Source organism: Streptomyces sp. NPDC005070 (assembly GCF_053600395.1).
The window spans coordinates 1-21,611 of the sequence record NZ_JBSFZS010000124.1 but is presented as its reverse complement, the minus strand read 5'-3'; the positions used below and the strand labels follow the sequence as shown (position 1 = coordinate 21,611).

General features: G+C 72.5%; 19 protein-coding genes and 1 pseudogene. 12 read left to right on the top strand and 8 right to left on the bottom strand.

Going from position 1 to position 21,611, the window contains the following annotated elements:
* A partial coding sequence (locus ACWEBX_RS30575; RefSeq protein WP_451888031.1) for an LLM class flavin-dependent oxidoreductase occupies positions 1 to 789 on the top strand: 789 nt, incomplete at its 5' end.
* Here ACWEBX_RS30575 and ACWEBX_RS30570 read toward each other — a convergent pair.
* Positions 779 to 1,852 (bottom strand): acyl-CoA dehydrogenase family protein, encoded by a 1,074-nt coding sequence (locus ACWEBX_RS30570; protein ID WP_451888030.1) that lies wholly within the window; start codon positions 1,850 to 1,852, stop codon positions 779 to 781. The genes ACWEBX_RS30575 and ACWEBX_RS30570 overlap by 11 nt on opposite strands.
* Positions 1,853 to 1,953: 101 nt before the next feature.
* Here ACWEBX_RS30570 and ACWEBX_RS30565 point away from each other — a divergent pair, with 101 nt between their 5' ends.
* From ACWEBX_RS30565 to ACWEBX_RS30550, 4 genes are all read left to right on the top strand, one after another.
* Positions 1,954 to 2,307: a YciI family protein gene (locus ACWEBX_RS30565; RefSeq protein ID WP_451888029.1), complete on the top strand. Its 354-nt coding sequence runs from the start codon at positions 1,954 to 1,956 to the stop codon at positions 2,305 to 2,307.
* Positions 2,307 to 3,506: an RNA polymerase sigma factor gene (locus ACWEBX_RS30560; protein ID WP_451888028.1), complete on the top strand. Its 1,200-nt coding sequence runs from the start codon at positions 2,307 to 2,309 to the stop codon at positions 3,504 to 3,506. The genes ACWEBX_RS30565 and ACWEBX_RS30560 overlap by 1 nt, the downstream gene beginning before the upstream one ends.
* A 281-nt stretch (positions 3,507 to 3,787) precedes the next feature.
* Entirely contained in the window at positions 3,788 to 4,693 is a 906-nt protein-coding gene (locus ACWEBX_RS30555) for a universal stress protein (RefSeq protein WP_451888027.1), read from the top strand.
* 64 nt (positions 4,694 to 4,757) lie between these two features.
* Complete coding sequence (locus ACWEBX_RS30550) at positions 4,758 to 5,780, top strand: zinc-dependent alcohol dehydrogenase (protein ID WP_451888026.1); 1,023 nt, start codon at positions 4,758 to 4,760, stop codon at positions 5,778 to 5,780.
* 18 nt (positions 5,781 to 5,798) lie between these two features.
* Here ACWEBX_RS30550 and ppk2 read toward each other — a convergent pair whose 3' ends face one another.
* Positions 5,799 to 6,602, bottom strand: a complete 804-nt coding sequence (ppk2, locus tag ACWEBX_RS30545; protein WP_451888025.1) for a polyphosphate kinase 2 — start codon at positions 6,600 to 6,602, stop codon at positions 5,799 to 5,801.
* Between the two features lie 86 nt (positions 6,603 to 6,688).
* Here ppk2 and ACWEBX_RS30540 point away from each other — a divergent pair, with 86 nt between their 5' ends.
* Entirely contained in the window at positions 6,689 to 9,073 is a 2,385-nt protein-coding gene (locus ACWEBX_RS30540) for a phosphoketolase family protein (protein WP_451888024.1), read from the top strand.
* 89 nt (positions 9,074 to 9,162) lie between these two features.
* Positions 9,163 to 11,547, top strand: coding sequence for a glycoside hydrolase family 65 protein (locus ACWEBX_RS30535; protein WP_451888023.1), 2,385 nt, complete (start codon positions 9,163 to 9,165; stop codon positions 11,545 to 11,547).
* Positions 11,548 to 11,591: 44 nt separating this feature from the next.
* Here ACWEBX_RS30535 and ACWEBX_RS30530 read toward each other — a convergent pair whose 3' ends face one another.
* Positions 11,592 to 12,299, bottom strand: coding sequence for a response regulator (locus ACWEBX_RS30530; protein WP_451888022.1), 708 nt, complete (start codon positions 12,297 to 12,299; stop codon positions 11,592 to 11,594).
* Positions 12,300 to 12,507: 208 nt separating this feature from the next.
* A complete protein-coding gene (locus ACWEBX_RS30525; RefSeq protein ID WP_451888021.1) occupies positions 12,508 to 12,972 on the bottom strand; it encodes a cyclic nucleotide-binding domain-containing protein in 465 nt (154 codons plus the stop codon).
* Between the two features lie 314 nt (positions 12,973 to 13,286).
* Here ACWEBX_RS30525 and ACWEBX_RS30520 point away from each other — a divergent pair.
* Positions 13,287 to 13,908: pseudogene (locus ACWEBX_RS30520) on the top strand (hypothetical protein).
* A gap of 368 nt (positions 13,909 to 14,276) precedes the next feature.
* Here ACWEBX_RS30520 and ACWEBX_RS30515 read toward each other — a convergent pair.
* Positions 14,277 to 14,861 (bottom strand): Rv1733c family protein, encoded by a 585-nt coding sequence (locus tag ACWEBX_RS30515; RefSeq protein WP_451888020.1) that lies wholly within the window; start codon positions 14,859 to 14,861, stop codon positions 14,277 to 14,279.
* A 276-nt stretch (positions 14,862 to 15,137) separates the two neighbouring features.
* Between ACWEBX_RS30515 and ACWEBX_RS30510 the strand changes: the two genes are divergently transcribed.
* From ACWEBX_RS30510 to ACWEBX_RS30495, 4 genes are all read left to right on the top strand, one after another.
* Entirely contained in the window at positions 15,138 to 15,830 is a 693-nt protein-coding gene (locus tag ACWEBX_RS30510; RefSeq protein ID WP_451888019.1) for a helix-turn-helix domain-containing protein, read from the top strand.
* Between the two features lie 202 nt (positions 15,831 to 16,032).
* Positions 16,033 to 16,473 carry a pyridoxamine 5'-phosphate oxidase family protein gene (locus ACWEBX_RS30505; RefSeq protein WP_451888018.1) on the top strand — a complete coding sequence of 147 codons (441 nt, stop codon included), beginning with the start codon at positions 16,033 to 16,035 and terminating at the stop codon, positions 16,471 to 16,473.
* A 21-nt stretch (positions 16,474 to 16,494) separates the two neighbouring features.
* Positions 16,495 to 16,728 carry a hypothetical protein gene (locus ACWEBX_RS30500; RefSeq protein ID WP_451888017.1) on the top strand — a complete coding sequence of 78 codons (234 nt, stop codon included), beginning with the start codon at positions 16,495 to 16,497 and terminating at the stop codon, positions 16,726 to 16,728.
* Between the two features lie 107 nt (positions 16,729 to 16,835).
* Complete coding sequence (locus tag ACWEBX_RS30495) at positions 16,836 to 18,377, top strand: hypothetical protein (RefSeq protein WP_451888016.1); 1,542 nt, start codon at positions 16,836 to 16,838, stop codon at positions 18,375 to 18,377.
* An 88-nt stretch (positions 18,378 to 18,465) separates the two neighbouring features.
* On the opposite strand, the gene gndA is transcribed toward ACWEBX_RS30495, so the two are convergent.
* The 3 genes from gndA to ACWEBX_RS30480 all read right to left on the bottom strand — a co-directional run.
* The gene (gndA, locus tag ACWEBX_RS30490) at positions 18,466 to 19,908 is read right to left on the bottom strand and encodes an NADP-dependent phosphogluconate dehydrogenase (RefSeq protein WP_451888015.1); all 1,443 of its coding nucleotides are present in this window, start codon (positions 19,906 to 19,908) and stop codon (positions 18,466 to 18,468) included.
* Between the two features lie 172 nt (positions 19,909 to 20,080).
* A complete protein-coding gene (gene thiD, locus ACWEBX_RS30485) occupies positions 20,081 to 20,878 on the bottom strand; it encodes a bifunctional hydroxymethylpyrimidine kinase/phosphomethylpyrimidine kinase (RefSeq protein ID WP_451888014.1) in 798 nt (265 codons plus the stop codon).
* 71 nt (positions 20,879 to 20,949) lie between these two features.
* A partial coding sequence (locus ACWEBX_RS30480; protein ID WP_451888013.1) for a cytosine permease occupies positions 20,950 to 21,611 on the bottom strand: 662 nt, incomplete at its 5' end.

Genomic DNA, 21,611 nt, shown 5'->3' with positions numbered 1-21,611 from the left:
GGCGGCGAGAGCCACGAGCAGCGCGCGTACGGCGACTTCCTCGACAAGGACGCCCGCTACCGTCGTACCGGCGAATTCCTGGAGATCGTCCGGGACTTGTGGGACGGCGGGACCGTCGACCTGTCCGGCGAACACCTCCGGGTGGCGGACGCCCGGCTCGCCCGGGTCCCCGACCCGGTCCCCGAGGTCTACTTCGGCGGCTCCTCACCGGTCGCCGGTGAGATCGCCGCCCGCCACGCCGACGTCTACCTCACCTGGGGCGAAGCGCCCGCCCAGGTCGCCGAGAAGATCGCCTGGATCCGCGGGCTCGCGGCGAAGGAGGGCCGGACCCCGCGGTTCGGCATCCGGCTGCACGTCATCACCCGCGACACCTCCGAGCAGGCCTGGGCCGAAGCCCGCCGGCTCCTCGACGGCTTCGACCCGGCGACCGTACGGTCCGTGCAGGAGGGGCTCGCCCGCAGCGAGTCCGAGGGTCAGCGGCGCATGCTCGCGCTGCACGGCGGCGGCCGGGACGGACTGGAGATCCACCCCAATCTGTGGGCCGGTATCGGTCTGGTGCGCGGCGGAGCGGGCACCGCGCTGGTCGGCAGCCACGAGGAGGTCGCCGACCGGATCGGGGAGTATCACGCCCTCGGCATCGACGAGTTCGTGCTCTCCGGCTATCCGCATCTGGAGGAGGCCTACTGGTTCGGCGAAGGCGTCCTGCCCCGGCTCACCGAGCGTGGCCTGTGGCGGCATCCGTTCGCGAGCCCGCCCGTACCGGTGGCACAGGTGCCCTTCAGCGGCTGAGCGGACCGGGCCGCCCGAGCGAGCCCAGCGAGCCGAGGTGCGCGGCGCGCACCTCGGCCGTCTGCCCCTGCACGAGGAGGAACATCCCTTCGCGGGCGAGCCGTTGGGCCGGACTGCGCAGATCCATCGCCCGCCCGCCTCCGGCCACGACCGCCGCCGTGGTGGCCGCCCGCATCACGTCGTACGCCCGTGTCTTGCACTCCAGCCGCTCCTCGATCCGCTCGGCCGGCACCGGGTGGTCGGCGAGCTCGTACGCCTGCCGCCGGACCTCGTCGAGACGCGCCCGCAGCCTGGCCGCCGTGTCCCCGGCCGAGGGATCGTCCTCCAGGAGGCCGATCGCCCTCGCGGTGATCCCGAAGACGGCCGGTGAGGCATTGGTGTTCCTGGGCCGGTCGGTGACCGCCCAGGACGCGTACGGGGTGCGCAGCGCCACCGCGTCGTCGGGCAGCCACAGCCCGTCCAGCTCCAGCGAGACCGTCCGGGACGCGGAGAGCGCGGCGAGCCGCATCGGCGGGGACGGGCGCAGCCCCGGCTGCTCGCGCGCCTCCGTGAACGCGAACAGCGCCTCGTCGTCGTCCGTCACCCCGGCCAGCAGCATGACGTCGTTCAGCCCCCAGCCGGTGTACCACGGGACCGTCCCGTCGAAGCGCCAGCCGCCGCGCTCGCGTGTGACCCGTACCGGGACGCGCGGGTGGGCCCGCAACTGGGCGTACGCGACACCGGACAGCAGCTCACCGCGCGCGAGCGGACCCAGCAGACGCTCCCGTACCGGAAGACCGCTCCTCGCCAGAGTCGCCACCGGCGTGTGGTGCTGGGTCTGCACGAACCACGTCGAGCAGCACGCCCCGGCCAGGATCTCCGCGGTCTCGCGGACCACCGGGGCGGGCGCCGCCGAGCCGCCGTCCGCGACCGGCGCGGTGATCCCGAGCAGCCCCGACCGCTTGAGGGCCTCGACGCTGCTCGGGGGCACGCCGTCCCGGTCCACCTCCTCGGCCAGCGGTGCCAGCACCCGGGACGCCAGGTCCCGGGCCGCGGCGACGAGAGGATGCGGTGGGACGGTCATCGAAGGAATCTCCCGCTGTCGTCGTGGCGTGTGTCGATCCGGCGCCGTCCCGTTCGTGTAGGGGGAAAGACGCCGAGTGGGACCACCGAGGAGGACACATCATGAAGTACTACCTGCTGAGCGTGATGCAGCCGCAGGGCGAGCCGCCCGCGCCCGAGGTCCTGGAAGAGATCATGCACAAGCTGGAGGTGTTCCACACGGAGCTGCGCGAGGCCGGCGCCTGGGTGTTCGCCGGGGGACTGCACGCGCCGGACACCGCCACCGTGCTGCGGGCCCGGGACGGCGACGTCCTGGTCACCGACGGGCCCTACGCGGAGAGCAAGGAGTATCTGGGCGGGATCTGTCTGATCAAGGCGCCCGACCTCGACGCGGCGCTGACCTGGGGGCGCAAGGCGGCGCTGGCGACGACGCTCCCGATCGAGGTGCGCCCGTTCACGCACGAGACCGAGGACTGATGGCCGTCGGCGCCGATGACGTCGAGGCCGTCTTCCGCGCCGAGTACGGCCGGGCGGTCGCCGTCCTGATCCGCTTCCTCGGCGACATCGACCTCGCCGAGGAAGCCGTCCAGGACGCGTTCGCCACGGCCATGGCGAAGTGGCCGGAGACCGGCGTACCGCCGAGCCCGGCCGGCTGGATCATCACGACCGCCCGCAACCGCGCCGTCGACCGGCTGCGCCGCGAGTCCACCCGCGCCGCCCGGCAGACCGAGGCCGCCCGGCTGCAGGTCCCGGACGACCCCGTGGAGGAGGGCCCCGTGCGCGACGACCGGCTGCGTCTGATCTTCACCTGCTGCCACCCCGCGCTGGCATCCCAGGCCCAGGTCGCCCTCACCCTGCGGCTCCTCGGCGGGCTGACCACCGCGCAGATCGCGCGCGCCTTCCTCGTCCCCGAACCCACCATGGCCCAGCGGATCGTCCGCGCCAAGGCCAAGATCCGCGACGCGGGCATCCCCTACCGCGTCCCGCGCGACGCGGACCTGCCCGACCGTGTCAGGGGTGTCCTGGCTGTCGTCTACCTCGTCTTCAACGAGGGGTACGGGGGCCGCGCGGACCTCTGCGCCGAGGCCCTGCGCCTCGGACGCCTCCTCGCCGAGCTCATGCCGGACGAGCCCGAGGCGCTCGGGCTGCTCGCGCTGATGCTGCTCGTCGAGGCCCGGCGGCCCGCCCGTACGACGGCGAACGGTGACCTGGTCCTCCTCGCCGAACAGGACCGGACGCTCTGGGACCGGGACCTGATCACCGAGGGCCAGGCCCTCGTGCGCCGCTGTCTGCGCCGGGACCGGCCGGGGCCGTACCAGATCCAGGCCGCGGTCAACGCCGTCCACAGCGACGCGCCGACCGCCGCCGCCACGGACTGGGGCCAGATCCTCACGCTGTACGACCAGCTCATGTCGCTCGCGCCCAGCCCGGTCGTGGCCCTCAACCGTGCGGTCGCCGTGGCCGAGACCGAGGGACCGCGGACCGCCCTCGCGCTCGTGGACGAGCTGGACCTGGAGGGGTACCACGCCTTCCACGCCGTACGGGCCGAGCTGCTGCGCCGGCTCGGACGCGACGCCGAGGCGCTGCGGGCGTACGACGCCGCCATCGAGCTCACCGGCAGCGCGGCCGAACGCGCCCGTCTCGAACGGACCAGAGCGGCCCTCGGGGAGGCCTGATCGGCGGCGTCGCGCTGCGGATGTCCGCGGTCGCGGGCATCGTGATGACGGGGCGACATGGGTTGCCGGGCGGGCGCGCGGCACCGGGCGGACGGTTCACCGGGCACGCCGGTGAACCCGTTCATCGACCACCACCCCGTCCCGGGTGGGTCCGCGCGCCGAACGCCCGCATGGGCCGAACGGCCCGCATCGGGGACCTGCGGCCCCTGCCCCCGACCGACCGCTCGACACGACGCTGGAATCGGAGCCCCACAGGGCTCCCGATTCAGGAGGTGGACATCATGCCCCGCACCGTCACCGTGGGCCTCGACGGTTCTCCCGAGAGTCTCGCCGCCGCCGAATGGGCCGCCCGCGAGGCACGGCTGCGCGGTCTGCCGGTCAGGCTGGTCAACGTCTGGGAACCGGCCCCGGACCCGCTGGCCCAGGCCCCGCTGCTCGGAGCCGAGACCCACCAGCACTGGAGCGAGCGGATCCCGCGCGAAGCGGCCGAAGGGGTGCGGGCACGTCACCCGGGAGTCGAGGTCGGCACAGAGCAGCTCACGGGCCGGCCCGCGGAGGCGCTCCTGAAGGCCGCGGACGACGCCGAACTCCTGGTCCTCGGCACGCGCGGGCTGAGCGGGGCGGGCGGATTCATGGTCGGCTCCGTGGGGCTGGCCGTCGCGGCCCACGCCGAGCGGCCCGTGGTGTTCGTACGGGCCGGTGAACAGGCCGCGGACGAGCACGTTGCGGACCCGACGGGCATCCCCTCCGCCGTGGCGCCCTTCCGCCCCGTCGTGCTCGGACTCGACACCGGCGCCCCGGACGACTCGCTGATCGGCTTCGCCTTCGAGGCGGCCCTCCTGCGCGACACGGCGCTCAGGGTCGTGCACTCCTGGAACGAACCGCCCTACATCGCGTACGGGCTGCCGCCGGACCTGAAGATGAACGCCCGGCTGGCCGCCGAGGACGCCTCCGCCATGACGGTGGCCCTGCGGACCTGGCGCGAGAAGTACCCGGCCGTCGAGATCATCGAGGACTCCCTGTCGGGCAAGCCGGCCAACCACCTCGTGGACGCCTCCCGGGAAGCCTCGCTCGTCGTCGTGGGCCGCAGGATCCGCCATGGCGCGCTCGGCGCCCACATCGGGCCCGTCACGCACGCCGTGCTCCACCACGCCACCGCCCCCGTGGCCGTCGTACCGCACTCGTGATCGCCACGGGCCGCACCCGGGCCCGGTGCCGATCGCAGTCCGATCGCGCAAGGAGAGACACCTGATGAAAGCTGCAGTCGTACGAGCGTTCGGTGAGCCGCTGGTCATCGAGGAGCGCCCGGATCCCGAGCCGGGACCCGGCCAGGTCCGGGTCCGGCTGGAGGCCTCCGGGCTCTGCCACACCGACATCCACGCGGCCCACGGCGACTGGCCGGTCAAGCCGAGCCCGCCGTTCGTCCCCGGACACGAGGGCGTCGGCCTGGTCGAGGCGCTGGGCGACGGCGTCACCCATCTCACGGTGGGACAGCGGGTGGCCGTGCCCTGGCTCGGCAAGGCGTGCGGACGCTGCGAGCACTGCCTCTCCGGCTGGGAGACCCTGTGCGAGCAGCAGCTCAACACCGGCTACGGATACGACGGCGGCTACGCCGAGAAGATGCTCGCCTGGGCCGACTTCGCCCAGCCCGTGCCCGAGGGGATCTCCCCGCTCGACGCGGCCCCGCTCACCTGCGCCGGCGTCACCACGTACAAGGCGCTGAAGGTCGCCGACGTCCGGCCCAGCCAGCTCGTCGCCATCTCCGGGGTGGGCGGACTCGGCCATCTGGCCCTGCAGTACGCGAAGATCGCCGGGGCGACCGTGGCGGCGATCGACGTCACGGACGGCAAGCTCGAACTCGCCGCGGAACTCGGCGCCGACATCGTGATCGACGCCCGCAAGGAGGACCCGGGCGAGGTCCTGCGGAGCCACGGCGGAGCCCACGCCGCGCTCGCGCTCGCGGTCAACGAGGAGGCGTTCTCCGCGGTGTACACCGGGTTGCGACGGGGCGGGAAGCTCGTCATGGTCGCGATGCCGGCGCACGGCACGATCCAGGTCCCGATCTTCGAGACCGTGCTGAACGGCACCTCCGTGATCGGCTCCATCGTCGGCACCCGGCAGGACCTGGCCGAGGTGTTCGAGCTGCACGCGGCGGGCCGGACCCGGGTCATCCGCGAGTCCCGGTCCCTCGAATCGGTCAACGAGTCCATCGACGAGGTCCTGAACGGCCGGATCCAGGCCCGCATTGTCTTCGACTTCGGAGAAGGGAGCTGACCCCCGGGCGTGAACGGATCAGAGGCTCGCCGCGTGGTCCGGGACGAACGTCTGCAGATCGCGCGGCGGGCGCACGTAGCCCGTCGACGGCGGGCGCTCGGGCAGCTCCAGCACCGGCGGCGGAACCTCGTGGTACGGGACGGTGGACAGCAGATGGGCGATCATGTTCAGTCTGGCGCGGCGCTTGTCGTCGCTCTCGACCACGAACCACGGCGCCTCGACGATGTCCGTGTGCACCAGCATCTCGTCCTTCGCCCGGGAGTACGCCTCCCAGCGGGTGATCGACTCCAGATCCATGGGGGACAGCTTCCAGCGCCGCGTGGGGTCCTTCAGCCGGCGCCGGAACCGCTTCTGCTGCTCCGCGTCGCTCACCGAGAACCAGTACTTGCGCAGCAGCACACCCGCCTCGACCAGCATCCGCTCGAAGATCGGGCACTGCCGCAGGAAGATCTGGTGCTCCTCCTTCGTACAGAAGCCCATGACGTGCTCGACCCCGGCGCGGTTGTACCAGCTCCGGTCGAACAGCACGATCTCCCCGGCGGCCGGCAGATGCTCCACGTACCGCTGGAAGTACCACTGGGTGCGCTCGCGCTCGGTCGGCGTGGGCAGCGCCGCGATCCGCGCGACACGCGGGTTCAGATGTTCCGCCACCCGCTTGATCGTGCCGCCCTTGCCCGCGGCGTCCCGGCCCTCGAAGACCACGACCACACGGGCGCCCTCGGTCCGCACCCACTCCTGAAGCTTCACCAGCTCCGTCTGCAGACGCAGCAGCTCCCGCTCGTACGCCGCGAGCGGCACCTTCGCCGTCTTCTCGCCGGCCATGCCGCCTCCTCCGCCCGATGACGCCTCCCGTGAAGCGCCGCGATGACCCGCCTCGCCGACACACCCCGACGACCTACGGAGTCACCATGCCCAAGGCAGAACATCAGGACAGCACGGTACTGACCGACGACGAACTGCGCACGCTGGACGCCCACTGGCGGGCCGCCAACTACCTTGCCGTGGGCCAGATCTATCTGATGTCCAACCCGCTGCTCGCCGAGCCCCTGACTCCCGCGCACATCAAGCCCCGCCTGCTCGGCCACTGGGGCACCTCACCCGGCCTCAACCTGGTCCACACCCACCTCAACCGGGTGATCAAGGCACGCAAGCTGGACGCGCTGTGCGTCTGGGGCCCCGGGCACGGCGGCCCGGCCGTGCTGGCGAACTCCTGGCTGGAGGGCACGTACAGCCAGACGTACCCCTCCGTGCCCCGGGACCTGGAGGGCATGGAGAGGCTGTTCCGGCAGTTCTCCTTCCCCGGCGGAGTCCCCAGCCATGTCGCTCCCGAGACGCCCGGCTCCATCCACGAGGGCGGCGAACTCGGCTACTCCCTCGCCCACGCCTACGGAGCCGCCTTCGACAACCCCGGGCTGCTGGTCGCCTGCGTGATCGGCGACGGCGAGGCGGAGACGGGACCGCTCGCCGCGTCCTGGCACTCCAACAAGTTCCTCGACCCGGTCCACGACGGCGCCGTCCTGCCGGTCCTGCACCTCAACGGCTACAAGATCGCCAACCCGACCGTGCTCTCCCGCCTCCCGGAGGCCGAACTCGACGAACTGCTGCGCGGATACGGCCACGAACCGATCCACGTCACCGGCGACGACCCCGCCCAGGTGCACCGGGCCATGGCGGCCGCGATGGACGACGCCCTCGACCGCATCGCCGTCATGCAGCAGACGGCCCGCGAGGAGGGGGTGAGCGAGCGCGTCCACTGGCCGATGATCGTGCTGCGCACCCCCAAGGGCTGGACCGGCCCCGCGGAGGTCGACGGCGAGCCCGTCGAAGGAACCTGGCGCGCCCACCAGGTGCCCCTGGCCGGCGTCCGCGAGAACCCGGAACACCTGAGGCAACTGGAGAGCTGGCTGCGCTCCTACCGCCCCGAGGAACTCTTCGACGCCGAGGGCCGGCCCGTGGCGGACGTCCTGGCCTGCGTGCCCGAGGGCTCCCGGCGGCTCGGCGCCACCCCGCACGCCAACGGCGGACTCCTCCTGCGCGATCTGCCGCTCCCGCCCCTGGACCGCTTCGCCGTCCCCGTCGACAAGCCGGGCGTCACCCTCCACGAACCGACCCGGGTCCTCGGCGGCCTCCTCGAACACGTCATGCGGGAGACCTCGGAGCGCCGGGACTTCCGGCTCGTCGGCCCCGACGAGACGGCCTCCAACCGCCTGGACGCCGTGTTCGGCGCCAGCGGCAAGGCGTGGCAGGCCGCGATCCTGCCGGTGGACGAACACCTGGACCGGCACGGCCGCGTCATGGAGATCCTCTCCGAACACACCTGCCAGGGCTGGCTGGAGGGCTACACCCTCACCGGCCGGCACGGACTCTTCTCCTGCTACGAGGCGTTCGTGCACATCGTCGACTCCATGGTCAACCAGCACATCAAGTGGCTCAGGACCTCACGCGGACTGCACTGGCGCGCCCCGGTCGCCTCCCTCAACTACCTGCTCACCTCGCATGTCTGGCGCCAGGACCACAACGGCTTCTCGCACCAGGACCCCGGCTTCGTCGACCACGTCCTCAACAAGAGCCCCGAGGTCGTGCGGGTCTACCTCCCGCCGGACGCCAACACCCTGCTGTCCGTGGCGGATCACGTACTGCGCAGCCGCGACTACGTGAACGTCGTCGTCGCCGGCAAACAGCCCTGCTTCGACTGGCTGTCCATGGACGAGGCCCGCGCCCACTGCGCCCGCGGCGCCGGAATCTGGGACTGGGCGGGAACGGCCGACACCGACCGGGACCCCGACGTCGTCCTCGCCTGCGCGGGCGACGTCCCCACCCAGGAGATCCTGGCCGCTTCCAGCCTGCTGCGCCGCCATCTGCCCGAGCTCGCCGTCCGGGTCGTCAACGTCGTCGACATGACCCGGCTGCTGCCGCGCGAGGAACACCCGCACGGGATGAGCGACTTCGAGTACGACGGACTGTTCACCAAGGACAAGCCGGTCATCTTCGCCTACCACGGCTATCCCTGGCTCATCCACCGGCTCGCCTACCGCCGCACCGGTCACCGGAACCTCCATGTGCGCGGCTACAAGGAGATGGGCACCACCACGACCCCCTTCGACATGGTCGTCCGCAACGACATGGACCGCTACCGGCTCGTCATGGACGTCATCGACCGCGTCCCCGGACTCGGAGTCCGCGCCGCCGCCCTGCGCCAGAAGATGGCCGACGCCCGGTCCCGCCACGGCATCTGGATCCGCGAGCACGGCACCGACCTGCCCGAGGTCGCGGACTGGACCTGGACCGGCTGAGACACCGAGCCGGCGAGCACGGCAAGAGGCCCGCCGCCGCGCGCGCGTGCCGCGAGGACGGCGGGCCGCCCGTGCCGGAGGATGGAGGAATGGACGACCTCACCTGGGACTACGAGGGCTACCACCCGGCGCAGGAACGCCTGCGCGAATCGCTGTGCACCCTCGGCAACGGGTACTTCGCGACCCGGGGAGCGGTCCCCGAGTGCGCCGCCGACTCCGTCCACTACCCGGGCACCTACGCGGCGGGCTGCTACAACCGTCTGACCTCACAGGTGGCCGGGCAGCAGATCGAGAACGAGGACATGGTCAACCTCCCCAACTGGCTGCCCCTGCGCGTACGGACCGCCACCGGGACCTGGCTCACCCCCGACTCCCACCGGCTGCTCGACCACCGGCTGCGCCTCGACCTGGTCGCGGGCACCCTGGAACGCTCCTCGCGCTACGAGGACGAGGAGGGCCGGCGCCTCGCCGTGCGCCAGCTCCGCCTGGTCCACATGGCCGATCCCCACCTCGCCCTGCTGCGCACGGAGGTGACGGCCGAGGGCTGGTCCGGCCCCGTCGAGATCGAGTCGGCACTCGACGGGACCGTCACCAACAGCGGAGTCGAGCGCTATCGCTCCCTCGCGTCCCGCCACCTGACGGACCTCGGGACCGGTACCGGGAAGCCGGACACGGTCTGGCTGCGCTGCCGCACCACCGCCTCGGAGACCGGCATCGGACTGGCCGCCCGGACCGTCACGGACGCGCCCGCCGACACCACGGACGCGCACACCCCGGGCCGCGCCGCACAGTCGCTCAGGATCGCGCTGACGGACGGCCGGACGGTGACCGTGGACAAGACCGTGGCCCTGCACACCTCCCACGACCCGGCGATCAAGGACCCGCTGGACGCGGCCCTCGACCGGGTCGGGCGCGCCGCGGACTTCGAGACACTCCTGGACACGCACCGCACCGCGTGGCAGCAACTGTGGCGCAACGCCGAACTGGACGTGCGCGACAGCGTGGGCTCGAACCTGCGCCTGCACCTGTTCCACGTGCTCCAGACGCTCTCCCCGCACACCGCCGAGCTCGACGTCGGCGTCCCGGCGCGCGGCCTGCACGGCGAGGCCTACCGGGGGCACGTCTTCTGGGACGAACTGTTCGTGCTGCCCTATCTGAACCTCCACTTCCCCGAGGTCTCCCGCTCCCTGCTCACCTACCGCCACCGCCGTCTGGAGCGGGCCCGCCGCGCGGCCCAGGACGCCGGCCGCACCGGTGCGATGTATCCGTGGCAGAGCGGCAGCGACGGACGGGAGGAGACCCAGCGACTCCACCTGAACCCGCGTTCCGGGCGGTGGCTGCCCGACCACTCGCACCTCCAGCACCACGTCGGATCGGCGATCGCCTACAACGTGTGGCAGTACTGCGAGGCGAGCGGCGACGCCGAGTTCCTGCACACCAAGGGCGTCGAGATGCTCGTGCAGATCTCCCGCTTCTGGGCCGGCTTCGCCGAGTACGACGGCACCCTCGGCCGGTACCGGATCCGCGGTGTCGTGGGCCCCGACGAGTACCACGACGCCTACCCGGACGCCGTCCGGCCCGGGCTCGACGACAACGCGTACACCAACGTCACAGCCGCTTGGGTGCTCTTCCGCACGCTCGACGTGCTGGGCGAGCTGCCCGAGCTGCTGCGCCGGGACCTCGTCGAGCGGACCGGTCTCGACCCCGCCGAACTCGACCTCTGGCACGAGGTGGCGAACGGACTGCACGTGCCCTTCCACGCCGGTGTCGTCAGTCAGTTCGAGGGGTACGGGGACCTCGCGGAGCTCGACTGGGACGGCTACCGGAAGCGGTACGGCGACATCCGGCGGCTCGACCGGATCCTGGAGGCCGAGGGCGACAGCGTCAACCGCTACCAGGCCTCGAAGCAGGCGGACGTGCTGATGCTGGGCTATCTCTTCTCGCCCGCCGAACTCGGCGCCCTGTTCCGCAGGCTCGGCCACGAGGTCGACGACGCCCTCTGGCGGCGCACCGTCGACCACTACCTGAGGCGTACGAGCCACGGTTCGACGCTGAGCAGCCTGGTGCACGGCTGGGTGCTGGGCCGGGCCCGGCGCGCCGAGGCATGGACGTACATCCACGAGGCCCTGCAGGGCGACATCGCCGACCTCCAGGGCGGCACCACGGGGGAGGGCATCCACCTGGGCGCGATGGCGGGCACCCTCGATCTCGTCCAGCGCGGGCTGACCGGTCTGGAGACCCGCGGCGGAGCGCTGCGGTTCGACCCGGTCCCGCTGCCGGAGCTGTCCGAGTACGGTCTCTCGATCCGCTACCGCGGTCACCGTGGTGTGCAACTGCACCTGAGCGCGGGGCGGCTGAACGTCAGCGTGCCGGCGTCGGACGAGCCGCCGATCGACATCACCCTGGCGGACCGCACGGTCACGGTGGCACCGGGCGAATCCTGCACGCTCACGCTGCCGGACCGGTGCCCGTGACCGGGGGACCGGCGGGGTGAGCCGGGCCGGGACCGGCCGGGGACTCAGCGCGCGGAGTGGTGGCCGGCCGCCGCCTCCGGGTGTTCGAGCTGGTTGGCGAGAACCGCGGCCTGGACGCGGCGATGGACGCCGAGCTTGGCCAGCAGCCGGGAGATGTGGTTCTTCACCGTCTTCTCCGACAGATAGAGCTCCTTGCCGATCTCACGGTTCGTGAGCCCGTCCCCGATCAGCGCCAGGATGTCCCGCTCGCGCGGCGAGAGACCGGCGAGCTCCTGCGAGACGGGCGGCTCCTCGGCCGGGTCCGCGCGCAGCTTGCGCATCAGCCGGGCGGTCGTCGTGGGGTCCAGCATCGACTGGCCGGACGCGACGGTACGGACCGCCGAGATCAGGTCGGAACCCTTGATCTGCTTCAGTACGTAGCCCGACGCCCCGGCCATGATCGCGTCGAGCAGCGCTTCCTCGTCGTCGAACGACGTCAGCATCAGACAGGACAGCTCGGGCATCTGGCTGCGCAGCTCCCGGCAGACGCTGATGCCGTCGCCGTCCGGGAGGCGTACGTCGAGGACGGCCACGTCGGGGCGCAGCGCGGGGCCGCGGACGAGGGCGTGCTCCACGCTGTCCGCGTCGCCGACCACCGAGATGTCCGGTTCGGCGTCCAGGAGGTCGGTCAGACCACGGCGCACCACCTCGTGGTCGTCGAGCAGGAAGACCCTGATCGGGTTCCTCTCGGAGAACGTTCGCGCCTCGGCCATGACGACCCCTTGTTCGGTAATGGACCCATGGACCGCGAGTCCCCTCAGGTCGATCATCACGCTTCCGGTCCCGCCGGACTAGGGCCGACCGGCCCAATGCCGTCCGCTCGCGCGTCGCGGGCGGCGGCCGGCTCACACCTCCGGGCCGTATTCCGGGCCCGTCAGGTCGAAGCCTACGTCGGTCATCAGCGTCACGCGCCGCCCGCTCTCAGCGTGGGCTGCCGCTTCCGTAGGGGGCGTACAGGTCGAGCAGCCGGGTCCGGGCCGACTGGAGCCGGTGGGCGACGATCGCGCCGGCCCACTGCGCCACGGCCATCCCCAGTTCGGGATCGTCGCGGCACAGCGCCCGGACGTCCTCGGCGTCGAACTCGTAGGCGCGCACGGGGCTGGTCGCCTCGGCGCCCAGATGCCAGGTGTGCGGGGCGAACAGCCAGGACCAGCCGACGAGTTCGTTGTGTCCGAGGATCTCGATGACGGCCGCGCGGCGGCCCGGGACCCGCAGGTCGAGGGCCACCGTCCCGGTCCGGATGATCCAGAACCGGTCCGCGTGGGCGCCTTCCTCGAAGAGCCGGGCGCCCTCGGGGAACGACACTTCGCGGGCCAGCCGCAGGAGCAGCTCCCGGTGATCGGCGGGCAGCGCCCGCAGCATGGTGGATGTGGTGGAAGTGCTCATGATCCGGCCTCTTCCTGGCGTGTGACCCTTCCGTCTCAAATCTCCGCCCGCAGCCCGTCCGCCGCCATGGGCCATGCGGCCCCCGTGGCGGGCCGCATGGCACGGGCCGGGACCGCGACCTCCTCCGCCACGCGCACGGTCCGGTCGTACCGGTCCCGGGCGACGCGGAGCAGGGACCTTCGGCCCCGCCGTCAGGGACTCGCGGCCCCTCCGAACTCCCTTGCGGGCGCAGGACATTGAAGGCGCAACGGAAGCGGTCAAGGCCGAGGCCGAGACCGGGACCATGTCGAACACCCCTGGGAGGGACCAGCATCATGGCAGTCCACGAGCAACCTCACCGGCGCACGGGGTTCCACCTTCCGTCGCGCGGGATCCGATCGGCACAGGCATCGGGTGACGCCGCGAACACCTCGGTCACCACGCTCGGTTCGTACGCCTTCGCGGGTCTGCGTCTCCTCACGGGGTTCGTCTTCCTGTGGGCCTTCCTCGACAAGACCCTCGGGTTCGGCTACGCCACCCCGTCCGGCAAGGGCTGGATCGACGGCGGCTCGCCCACCAGGGGATTCCTCGGCGGAGTCGCCGCCGGACCGATGGAGTCGACGTTCCACTCCTGGGCGGGAGCCGACTGGGTCGACTGGCTGTTCATGGCAGGCCTGCTCGGCGTCGGCGCCGCCCTCGTCGCCGGTGTCGCCCTGCGGCTCGCCGCGGTCGCCGGCACGGTGATGATGACGTTCATGTGGCTCGCCGAATGGCCGCCCGCCCGCCACCTGTCCGACGGCTCGCCGAGCATGTCGTCCAACCCCCTCGTCGACTACCACGTGATCTACGCGGTCGTCCTCGTGGCGCTCGCCGTCGCGGGCGCCGGCGCCACCTGGGGTCTGGGCCGCCTCTGGGAGCGGCTTCCCGTAGTGAGCCGGAGCCCCCTGGCTGCGGTAACCGCGAACGCGTTCCCGCGGCGCCCTCGCGTGTACGTGAGGGCGCCGCGGGGCCGGACGGCATCGTCGCCCGGGAGGTTCTCGTACGAGCCGACGCGCGGCCCGCCGAGGACGCCCCCGGGTGCGAGGAGGTCGTGCTCGGGCTCGATCCGGAGCACCCGGACGCCGCCGTGATCGACTGACCGCCCGGAATCCCGCACGGCCGACCGCTCGGTCACCGTCACGCGCGGAAGAGCCCCGGGAATCTTCCCCGGGGCCCTTCCGCGTCCTCGCGTCCAGGATGCCGAGGGGTGGACAGCCGCACCCCTGACGGCCGCGCCCGCGACCGCGGGGAACAGCCGCACCCATGGGGGAGCGGCCGCACCTGTGTCAGGGCGTCTTGTGCCCCCACTGCGGTCCCAGCCGTTCCCACTCGCGCTCCCACCGGTTGTAGCGTCCCTGGTCGAGCCGCCACCGGGCGAGACCGCCGGCGCCGAAGACCAGACCGCACAGGGCCACGGCGGCGCCGATGCCCAGCAGGGTGGACTCGGTGGCCGCGGCGCTCGTGGTCGGCGGTGCCGTGGTGGGCCGGCCTTGCGCGTCCAGCCAGATCACCACGTGCGATCCGGCCTTCTGCCCGGATTCCACCAGGGCACTGCCGACGCGTGGCGCCCCGTTCGCGGCCGTCCATCTGACCGTCGCCCGGACGTGGTCGTAGACCGCGCCCTCCCCGGCGGGTGCCGCCGATCCCGTACCGACGACCAGGACGGCCGGGACGGCGTGCCGGTCGTGGCGCAGCCGCGTGAAGGATTCCTCGGCGGCGTGGGCCGTCACCAGACCGGCGAGGGTGCCGCCCAGCACCATCACCGTCCAGACGATCAGCACGATCCACGCCTCGAAGACGTCGTCACGGCGACGCAGCGGATTCCTCCGCCAGCGCCAGCACCACTGCCTCGCACTCTGTGCTCCGCGCATGGCACCGCACCTCCTCGTTACACCCCAACAGTGCAAGGGGATCGCTGCGCGCGCGAGCGGTGGCAGAGGTCGTCCGGCCCCCCGATGGGGCCCGATCGGCCCATGCGCGAAGCATCTTCCCCGGTCAGGGTGGATGTACGAAGTCGATTTACGTACTCGACGAGCCGTTGGCGAGGCACTGCCCGTCCTGGCCGTCGGACGTTCCGCTCGTCGGGACACTCCGCTCGTGGAGCACTCCACCCGCCGGGACGCCCCGCCGGAAGGGGAGTGATGGTCATGTCCGAACAGACACGAAGCGTCATGGTGGACGAGACGCGACGGGCGGCGGGGGCGGGCGACGTCGGGCGGCGTATCGCCGCGCGGCGCGAGGAACTCGGCCTGACCCGGCAGGACGCGGCCCTCCGTGCGGGCATCGCGACCGGCTACCTCCGGTACCTGGAGCAGCAGCCCAGCGCGACCCCCGGGACGAGCGCCCTGATCCGGATCGCGGACGCCCTCGACACCAGCGTCGCCGCGCTGCACGGCGGCGGGGCGAGCCTGCCGCCGGGCGCCGGGCGCGCCGCCGGTCACTCCGAGCTGATCGAGCTCGACCCCGCGGAGTGCCGGGCACGGCTGTCGACACACGGTGTCGGAAGGATCGCCGCCCACACGACCGACGGACTGGTCGTCCTTCCCGTCAACTACAGCGTCGTCGACGGGGCGGTCGGTTTCAGGACGGCGCCCGGTTCGGTACTCGCCGCGGCGGTCGGGGCCCACGTCGCCTTCGAGGTGGATCACGTCGACGAGGCCCTCAGCCAGGGCTGGAGCGTGCTCGTCCAGGGACGCGCCCGTGCCGTGACCGGCGCCGACGTCGTCCGGCGGCTCGACGCCCTCGCCCACAGCCGTCCCTGGGCCGGCGGCGAGGAGCGCGACCTGTGGATGCGCGTCGACGAGGAAAGGATTTCGGGCCGCCGGATCGTCGTCCACTGACGAGGGCCCCGGGCCGGCGACGCGGTCCCGGAGCCCGGTGACACGGGCCGCCCCGAGGCCGGCGGCACAGGCGCGGCGAAGCGGCCACTTTCCGCCCGCCCGGGACCAACGGTCCCTGTTCCCCGCGCGCGGACCGTCCGAGTCTGAACCGTATGTCGCTGTACTGCTGTGTCGCTCCGACGCGTGAGAGTTGGATCCGGTGATGAATCCCAACGACGGCTTCCGTGAACTCGGCCGACAGGAGTGCCTGGACCGGCTCGGTGACGCGCCCATCGGCAGGGTCGTCCACACGCGGGACGCCCTGCCCGCCGTCCTGCCCGTCAACTTCAGCCTCGACGGCGAGTCCGCGGTCGTGCTGCGGACGTCGGCCGACTCGGAACTGGCCCGCTCCATCGACGGCGTGGTCGTGGCGTTCGAGGCCGACTCGGTGGACGCGAACGCGCACTCCGGTTGGAGCGTGGTCGTCACGGGCCGCGCCCTGGTGGTGAGCGACCCCGTCGAACACGACCGCCTCACCCGGACCGGACCGCGCTCCTGGGTGGCCTCGCCCCGCGACGTCTTCATCCGGATCGCGTCCGAACTGGTCACCGGACGCGAACTCGTCGGAGGGCGCACGCTGTACGGAGTCGATCTGCCCACCTGACGCCCGGGGCCGAACGGCCCCGTGGACGAAGGCCTTCGGCGCCCTCGCCCCGAACTCTCCGGGATCCGCTACGTCCTGGTCCCCGGCCACACCGACGCCCCCGAGCCCATCGACGGACTCGCCCGGCTCCTCTCCGGGTTCGGCAACGTCGACCGCGTGGACGTCCTGTCCTTCCACAAGATCGGCGCCGCCAAGGACGAATCCTGGGCATCCCCTTCACCCTGCGGGACAACCCCGTGCCCGAACCCGCCCTGACCGAACGCGTCCGGGGCCGGTTCAGGTTCCGTGGACTCGCCGCCCAGTGACTTCGCGCGGGGAAAATCCCGGGCCGCTCCACCGCGTACCGGGGCAGGATGCCCCCTGTGAACCATGTCCTGAGCGGTCTCGCCGCCAACCCGGCCCTGCCGTCCGAACTGGTCGACCGCCTGATCGCGACCGCGGACACGGACCTCGCCCATGACCTCGCCGGCCGGGAGGACCTGAGCCACGCACAGGCGGTCGCTCTCTTCTCGCACGACCCGCGGTGCGGCGTGCGGCTCGCCTACGCCGGGAAGCTGACAGCCGCCGACGTCGATCCCGTGACCCAGCCCGAAACCGCTCTCGCCCTGCTCGACGAGGGATCCGGCAGCCCGGAGTGGGCCCGGCTCCTCGCGGCGGACCCCGTGGCGGGACGCCGGGAGAAGCTGGCCGCCTGCCCCGGCCTCCCGGCCGACGTCGTGGAGCGACTCGCCGCGGACACGGAGCCGTGCGTCGTCGCGGAACTCGCCCTGTGGACCACACCGGAGACGGCTGCGAGGCTCGCGGAGCATCCGCACGCCGAGGTCCGCCGTGCGGTGGCGTTCAACGAGGCGACACCCTCGGACGTACTGGCCGCGCTCATCGCAGGCGAGGGACTGCCGCCCGCCCGACACTGCCTGGTCTGCGACCGCGAGGCGACCCCCTTCACCCACGATCCGGAATGCCCCCGGACGGACTGCGACCTGGGTCCGGGTGACTCCTGCGACGGTTCCCACGAGTCGACCGTCCACGCGATGTGGGTCGCGGTACTCCGCAACCCGGCCACGCCCACGGAAGCGGTCGTCGGCTTCGCGGACCACCCTTCGATGTTGCTGCGCTGGACACTCGCCGCCCGCGAGGACCTGCCGCCGCAGGTGTGCGCCCGGCTCGCCGCGGACCCCGTTCCCGGCGTCCGTGCCGACCTCGCCGAGAACCCCGCGACCGGCGAGGACGTCATCCGCGTACTGGCGCGGGACCCGGACGTCGCGGTGCGCCGTGGCCTCGCCCGGCATCCCCGTGTCCCGCTCGACGTGCTCACCGAACTGGCCCGCACCGCCAAGGTCGGGGCGACGCTGCTTCCCCGTGTCGCCGCCGCGACTCCCGCCGAGATCGAGGACCTGGCCCGGTCGCCGGACCCGGCGGCACGCATGCTCGCGGCCCAACGCCGAGATCTGCCGCCCGGGATACGCGACGCACTGGCAAGTGACCCCGACGCGAAGGTGGTCAAGGCCATCGCGCCGCACCCAGGCCTCACCGAAGGGCAGTTGAGGGACATGGTCGACCGGCACGGAATCCGGGTCCTCGCCCGGGTGGCGGCCAACCCCGGTGCGACTCCCGGTCTGTTGGAACACCTGACGCGTCAGGCGCCACCGGCGCAGAAGGCGCACCGGGAGGTCGCACGGCACCCGAACGCGACGGCCCGGGCCCTGCTCTCCTGCCTCGCGGACGAGCGGGCGAGACCTGTGGCCGCCTCTCACCCGGCCCTCCCGCCGGAGGTGATCGCGGAACTGCGCTCCGACCCCGACCGGCAGGTGGTGGAAGCGGCGGCCGCCAACCCGTCGCTGGCGCCCGCGGTGATGGCGCGACTCGTGGCCGGGGCCGAGGAGACCTGCGCGCGTGCCGGTTGAGACGCACGGCGGTCACGACTGAGCGGGCCGCACGTCCGTCACCACGGATGTGCGGCCCGCCCCGCGCTCACTCATCGCCCGACAGGGCTCACAGCATCTCGGTCTCGCCGCGGGACGCCTCGCCCCACAGCGTGTGGAAGCTGCCCTGGCGGTCGGTGCGCCGGTAGGTGTGGGCGCCGAAGAAGTCGCGCTGGCCCTGGGTGAGGGCGGCCGGCAGTCGGTCGGCGCGCAGCGTGTCGTAGTAGGACAGCGCGGCGGAGAACGCGGGCACCGGGACGCCTCTGCGGGTGGCGATGGAGACGACCTCGCGCCACGGGACCTGGGCGTCCTTGATCTCGGTGGCGAACCCCGCGTCGGACAGCAGGCTGACCAGGCCCGGGTCGACGGCGTACGCGGCGCGGATACGGTCGAGGAACGCCGCGCGGATGATGCAGCCGCCGCGCCAGATCTTCGCCACCTCGCCGAGGTCGATGTCCCAGCCGTACTCGGCGGCGGCGTCCAGGATCATCTTCCAGCCCTGGTCGTAGGCGATCAGCTTCGACGCGTACAGGGCGTGTTCGACCTGGCTGGTGAAACGCTCGGCCTCGGTCCCCGACAGGTCCCAGTGGGTGCCGCCGGGCAGGCCGCGATAGGCGGCGCGCAGTCCGTCCTGGCTGGAGGCGGCACGGGCGAAGGTCGCCTGCGCGATGGCGGTGACCGGGGAGCCGAGGTCCAGGGCGGTCTGCACGGTCCAGCGGCCGGTGCCCTTCTGTCCCGCGGCGTCCACCACGATGTCGACGAACGGCTCCCCGGTGGCGGCGTCCGTGTGCGCGAGCACCTCGGCGGTGATCTCGATGAGGTACGAGTCGAGGCGGCCCTTGTTCCAGCGCCGGAAGATCTCCGCTATCTGCGGCGGCGTATAGCCCCCGACGCGCCGGAGCAGGTCGTAGGCCTCCCCGATCAACTGCATGTCGGCGTACTCGATGCCGTTGTGCACCATCTTGACGAAGTGACCGGCGCCGTCCGTGCCGATGTGCGTGGCGCAGGGCTCGCCGTCCACCTTGGCACTGATCGACTCGAACATCGGGCCCAGCGAGGCGTACGACTCGGGGGAGCCGCCGGGCATGATGCTCGGCCCGTTGAGGGCGCCCTCCTCGCCACCGGACACACCCGCGCCGACGAAGTGGATGCCGCGCTCGCGCAGCGACTGTTCACGCCGGCGGGTGTCGGAGAAGTGGGCGTTGCCCCCGTCGATGATCATGTCGCCGGTTTCGAGCAGCGGCGCGAACTCCTCGATCACGGCGTCGGTGGCCGCACCCGCCTGCACCATGATCATGAGGCGGCGCGGGCGCTCCAGCGCCGCCACGAAGTCCTCGGCCGACTCGGCCGCGACGAAGGCGCCCTCGTGCCCGAACTCCTCGACCAGTGCCTTGGTGCGCGCGGGCGTACGGTTGTGGACGGCGACGGTGTAGCCGTTCCGGGCGAAGTTGCGGGCCAGATTGCGGCCCATCACGGCGAGCCCTGTGACGCCGATCTGCGCGGACGCCTTCATGGTGTGCTCCTTGGATCCGGATCTGCCTGTCCGCGTACCTGACGGGCGAGCAGACGACTGTCGCTGTGCCGATCAGTACGCCGCCGGGAGCCGAGGTGTTCACCGGCCGGGGCAGGAGGTGTACGGGACGGCGGAACGGGTGCCGGTCGTCGGGTTTCGCGCCGCGCCGAGGTCAGCCGTCCCGGCGCAGCCGCCATCCGTGATCCACCGGTCCGATACCGGCACCGAGCGCGAAACCGGCCTCGATCGCGGCGGTCACGTACGCCTTGGCCCGCCGTACCGCCTCCGGCACTTCGAGGCCCCCGGCCAGGCCCACCGCGATGGCCGAGGCGAGCGTGCACCCCGTGCCGTGCGTGTGCCGGTTGTCGTGGCGGGGCGCGCGCAGCCAGTGCTCGGCCGTTCCGTCGGTGAGCAGATCGACGGCCTGGCCCGGCAGATGGCCGCCCTTCACCAGCACCCAGCGGGGACCGAACGCGAGCAGCAGTCCGGCGGCCCGGCGCATGTCCGCCTCGCCGTCCACCTTCACGCCGGTGAGCTGGGCGACCTCGTCGAGATTCGGGGTGGCCACGGTCGCGCGCGGCAGCAACCGGGTCCGTACGGCGTCCAGGGCGTCCTCGGCCAGCAGCCGGTCCCCGTGCTTGGACACGCTCACCGGGTCCACGACGACCGGGGCGCCCACGTCGGACAGCAACTCGGCGACCGTGGCGACGAGTCCGGGCGACGAGAGCATCCCCGTCTTCACGGCCTGGACACCGATGTCGTCGACGACACTGCGGTACTGGGCCCGCACCGCCTCCTCGGACAGCTCCCAAGCCCCCTGCACACCCACGGAGTTCTGCGCGGTCACGGCGGTGAGCACGCTCATCCCGTGGGCGCCCAGCGCGAGCATGGTCTTGAGGTCGGCCTGGATTCCTGCGCCTCCGCCGGAATCGGATCCGGCGATCGTCAGGACGCGGGGCGGTGCGGTCATGCGAGGGGTTCCTCTCGGGTACGGCCACGGGCGCCAGGGCCCTCGGCCGGCGGAGCGACGGGCGGCGGCCCTCAGGCGCTGCGGCGCAGCCGCAGCGGGGCGTAGAGGGCGAGGGCGACGAGGAACGCCACGTAGTAGGAGAGATCGGCGCCGTGCAGCGCGTCGGCCACCGGACCGACGTACAGGCTCGTGTCCATGAACGGCACGGCCGCGCCGAACGCCGCGACGAAGGCCACCAGCGACGGCCATCCAGGGCGCGGACGGGACATCTCGGCGGCGACGTCGACCGGGGCGCCCGCGCGCTCCCGCCCCCGGGCGATCCAGTCGACGACGACGATCGCGACGAACCCGGGGATCCAGCAGCCCACGAACAGCAGCACGTTCTGGAAACGTGCCGTGGTGTCGGCGGCGTGCATCCACAGCACCAGCGGGAAGCCGAGCGCCGCGGCCAGGGCGGCGGCGACCGGGCGCGGTATCCGCACGCCCAGGGTCTGCAGGGCCAGCGAACCGCTGTAGTCGTTCATCGCGTTGCTGCACACCGCGGCCAGTGCCACGGCCAGCAGCCCGAACGCGCCCGCCGCACCGCCGCCCAGCAGCGCGTCCACGCCCGCCGCGGTCTGGTCGGTCAGCACCGAGGCGCCCCACAGCCCGAGGACCTGCACGGCGACGAAGGACGCGACGAGTCCGAGCAGGGTGCACCAGAACATGCGCGGGCGGGACGTCGTACGCGGCA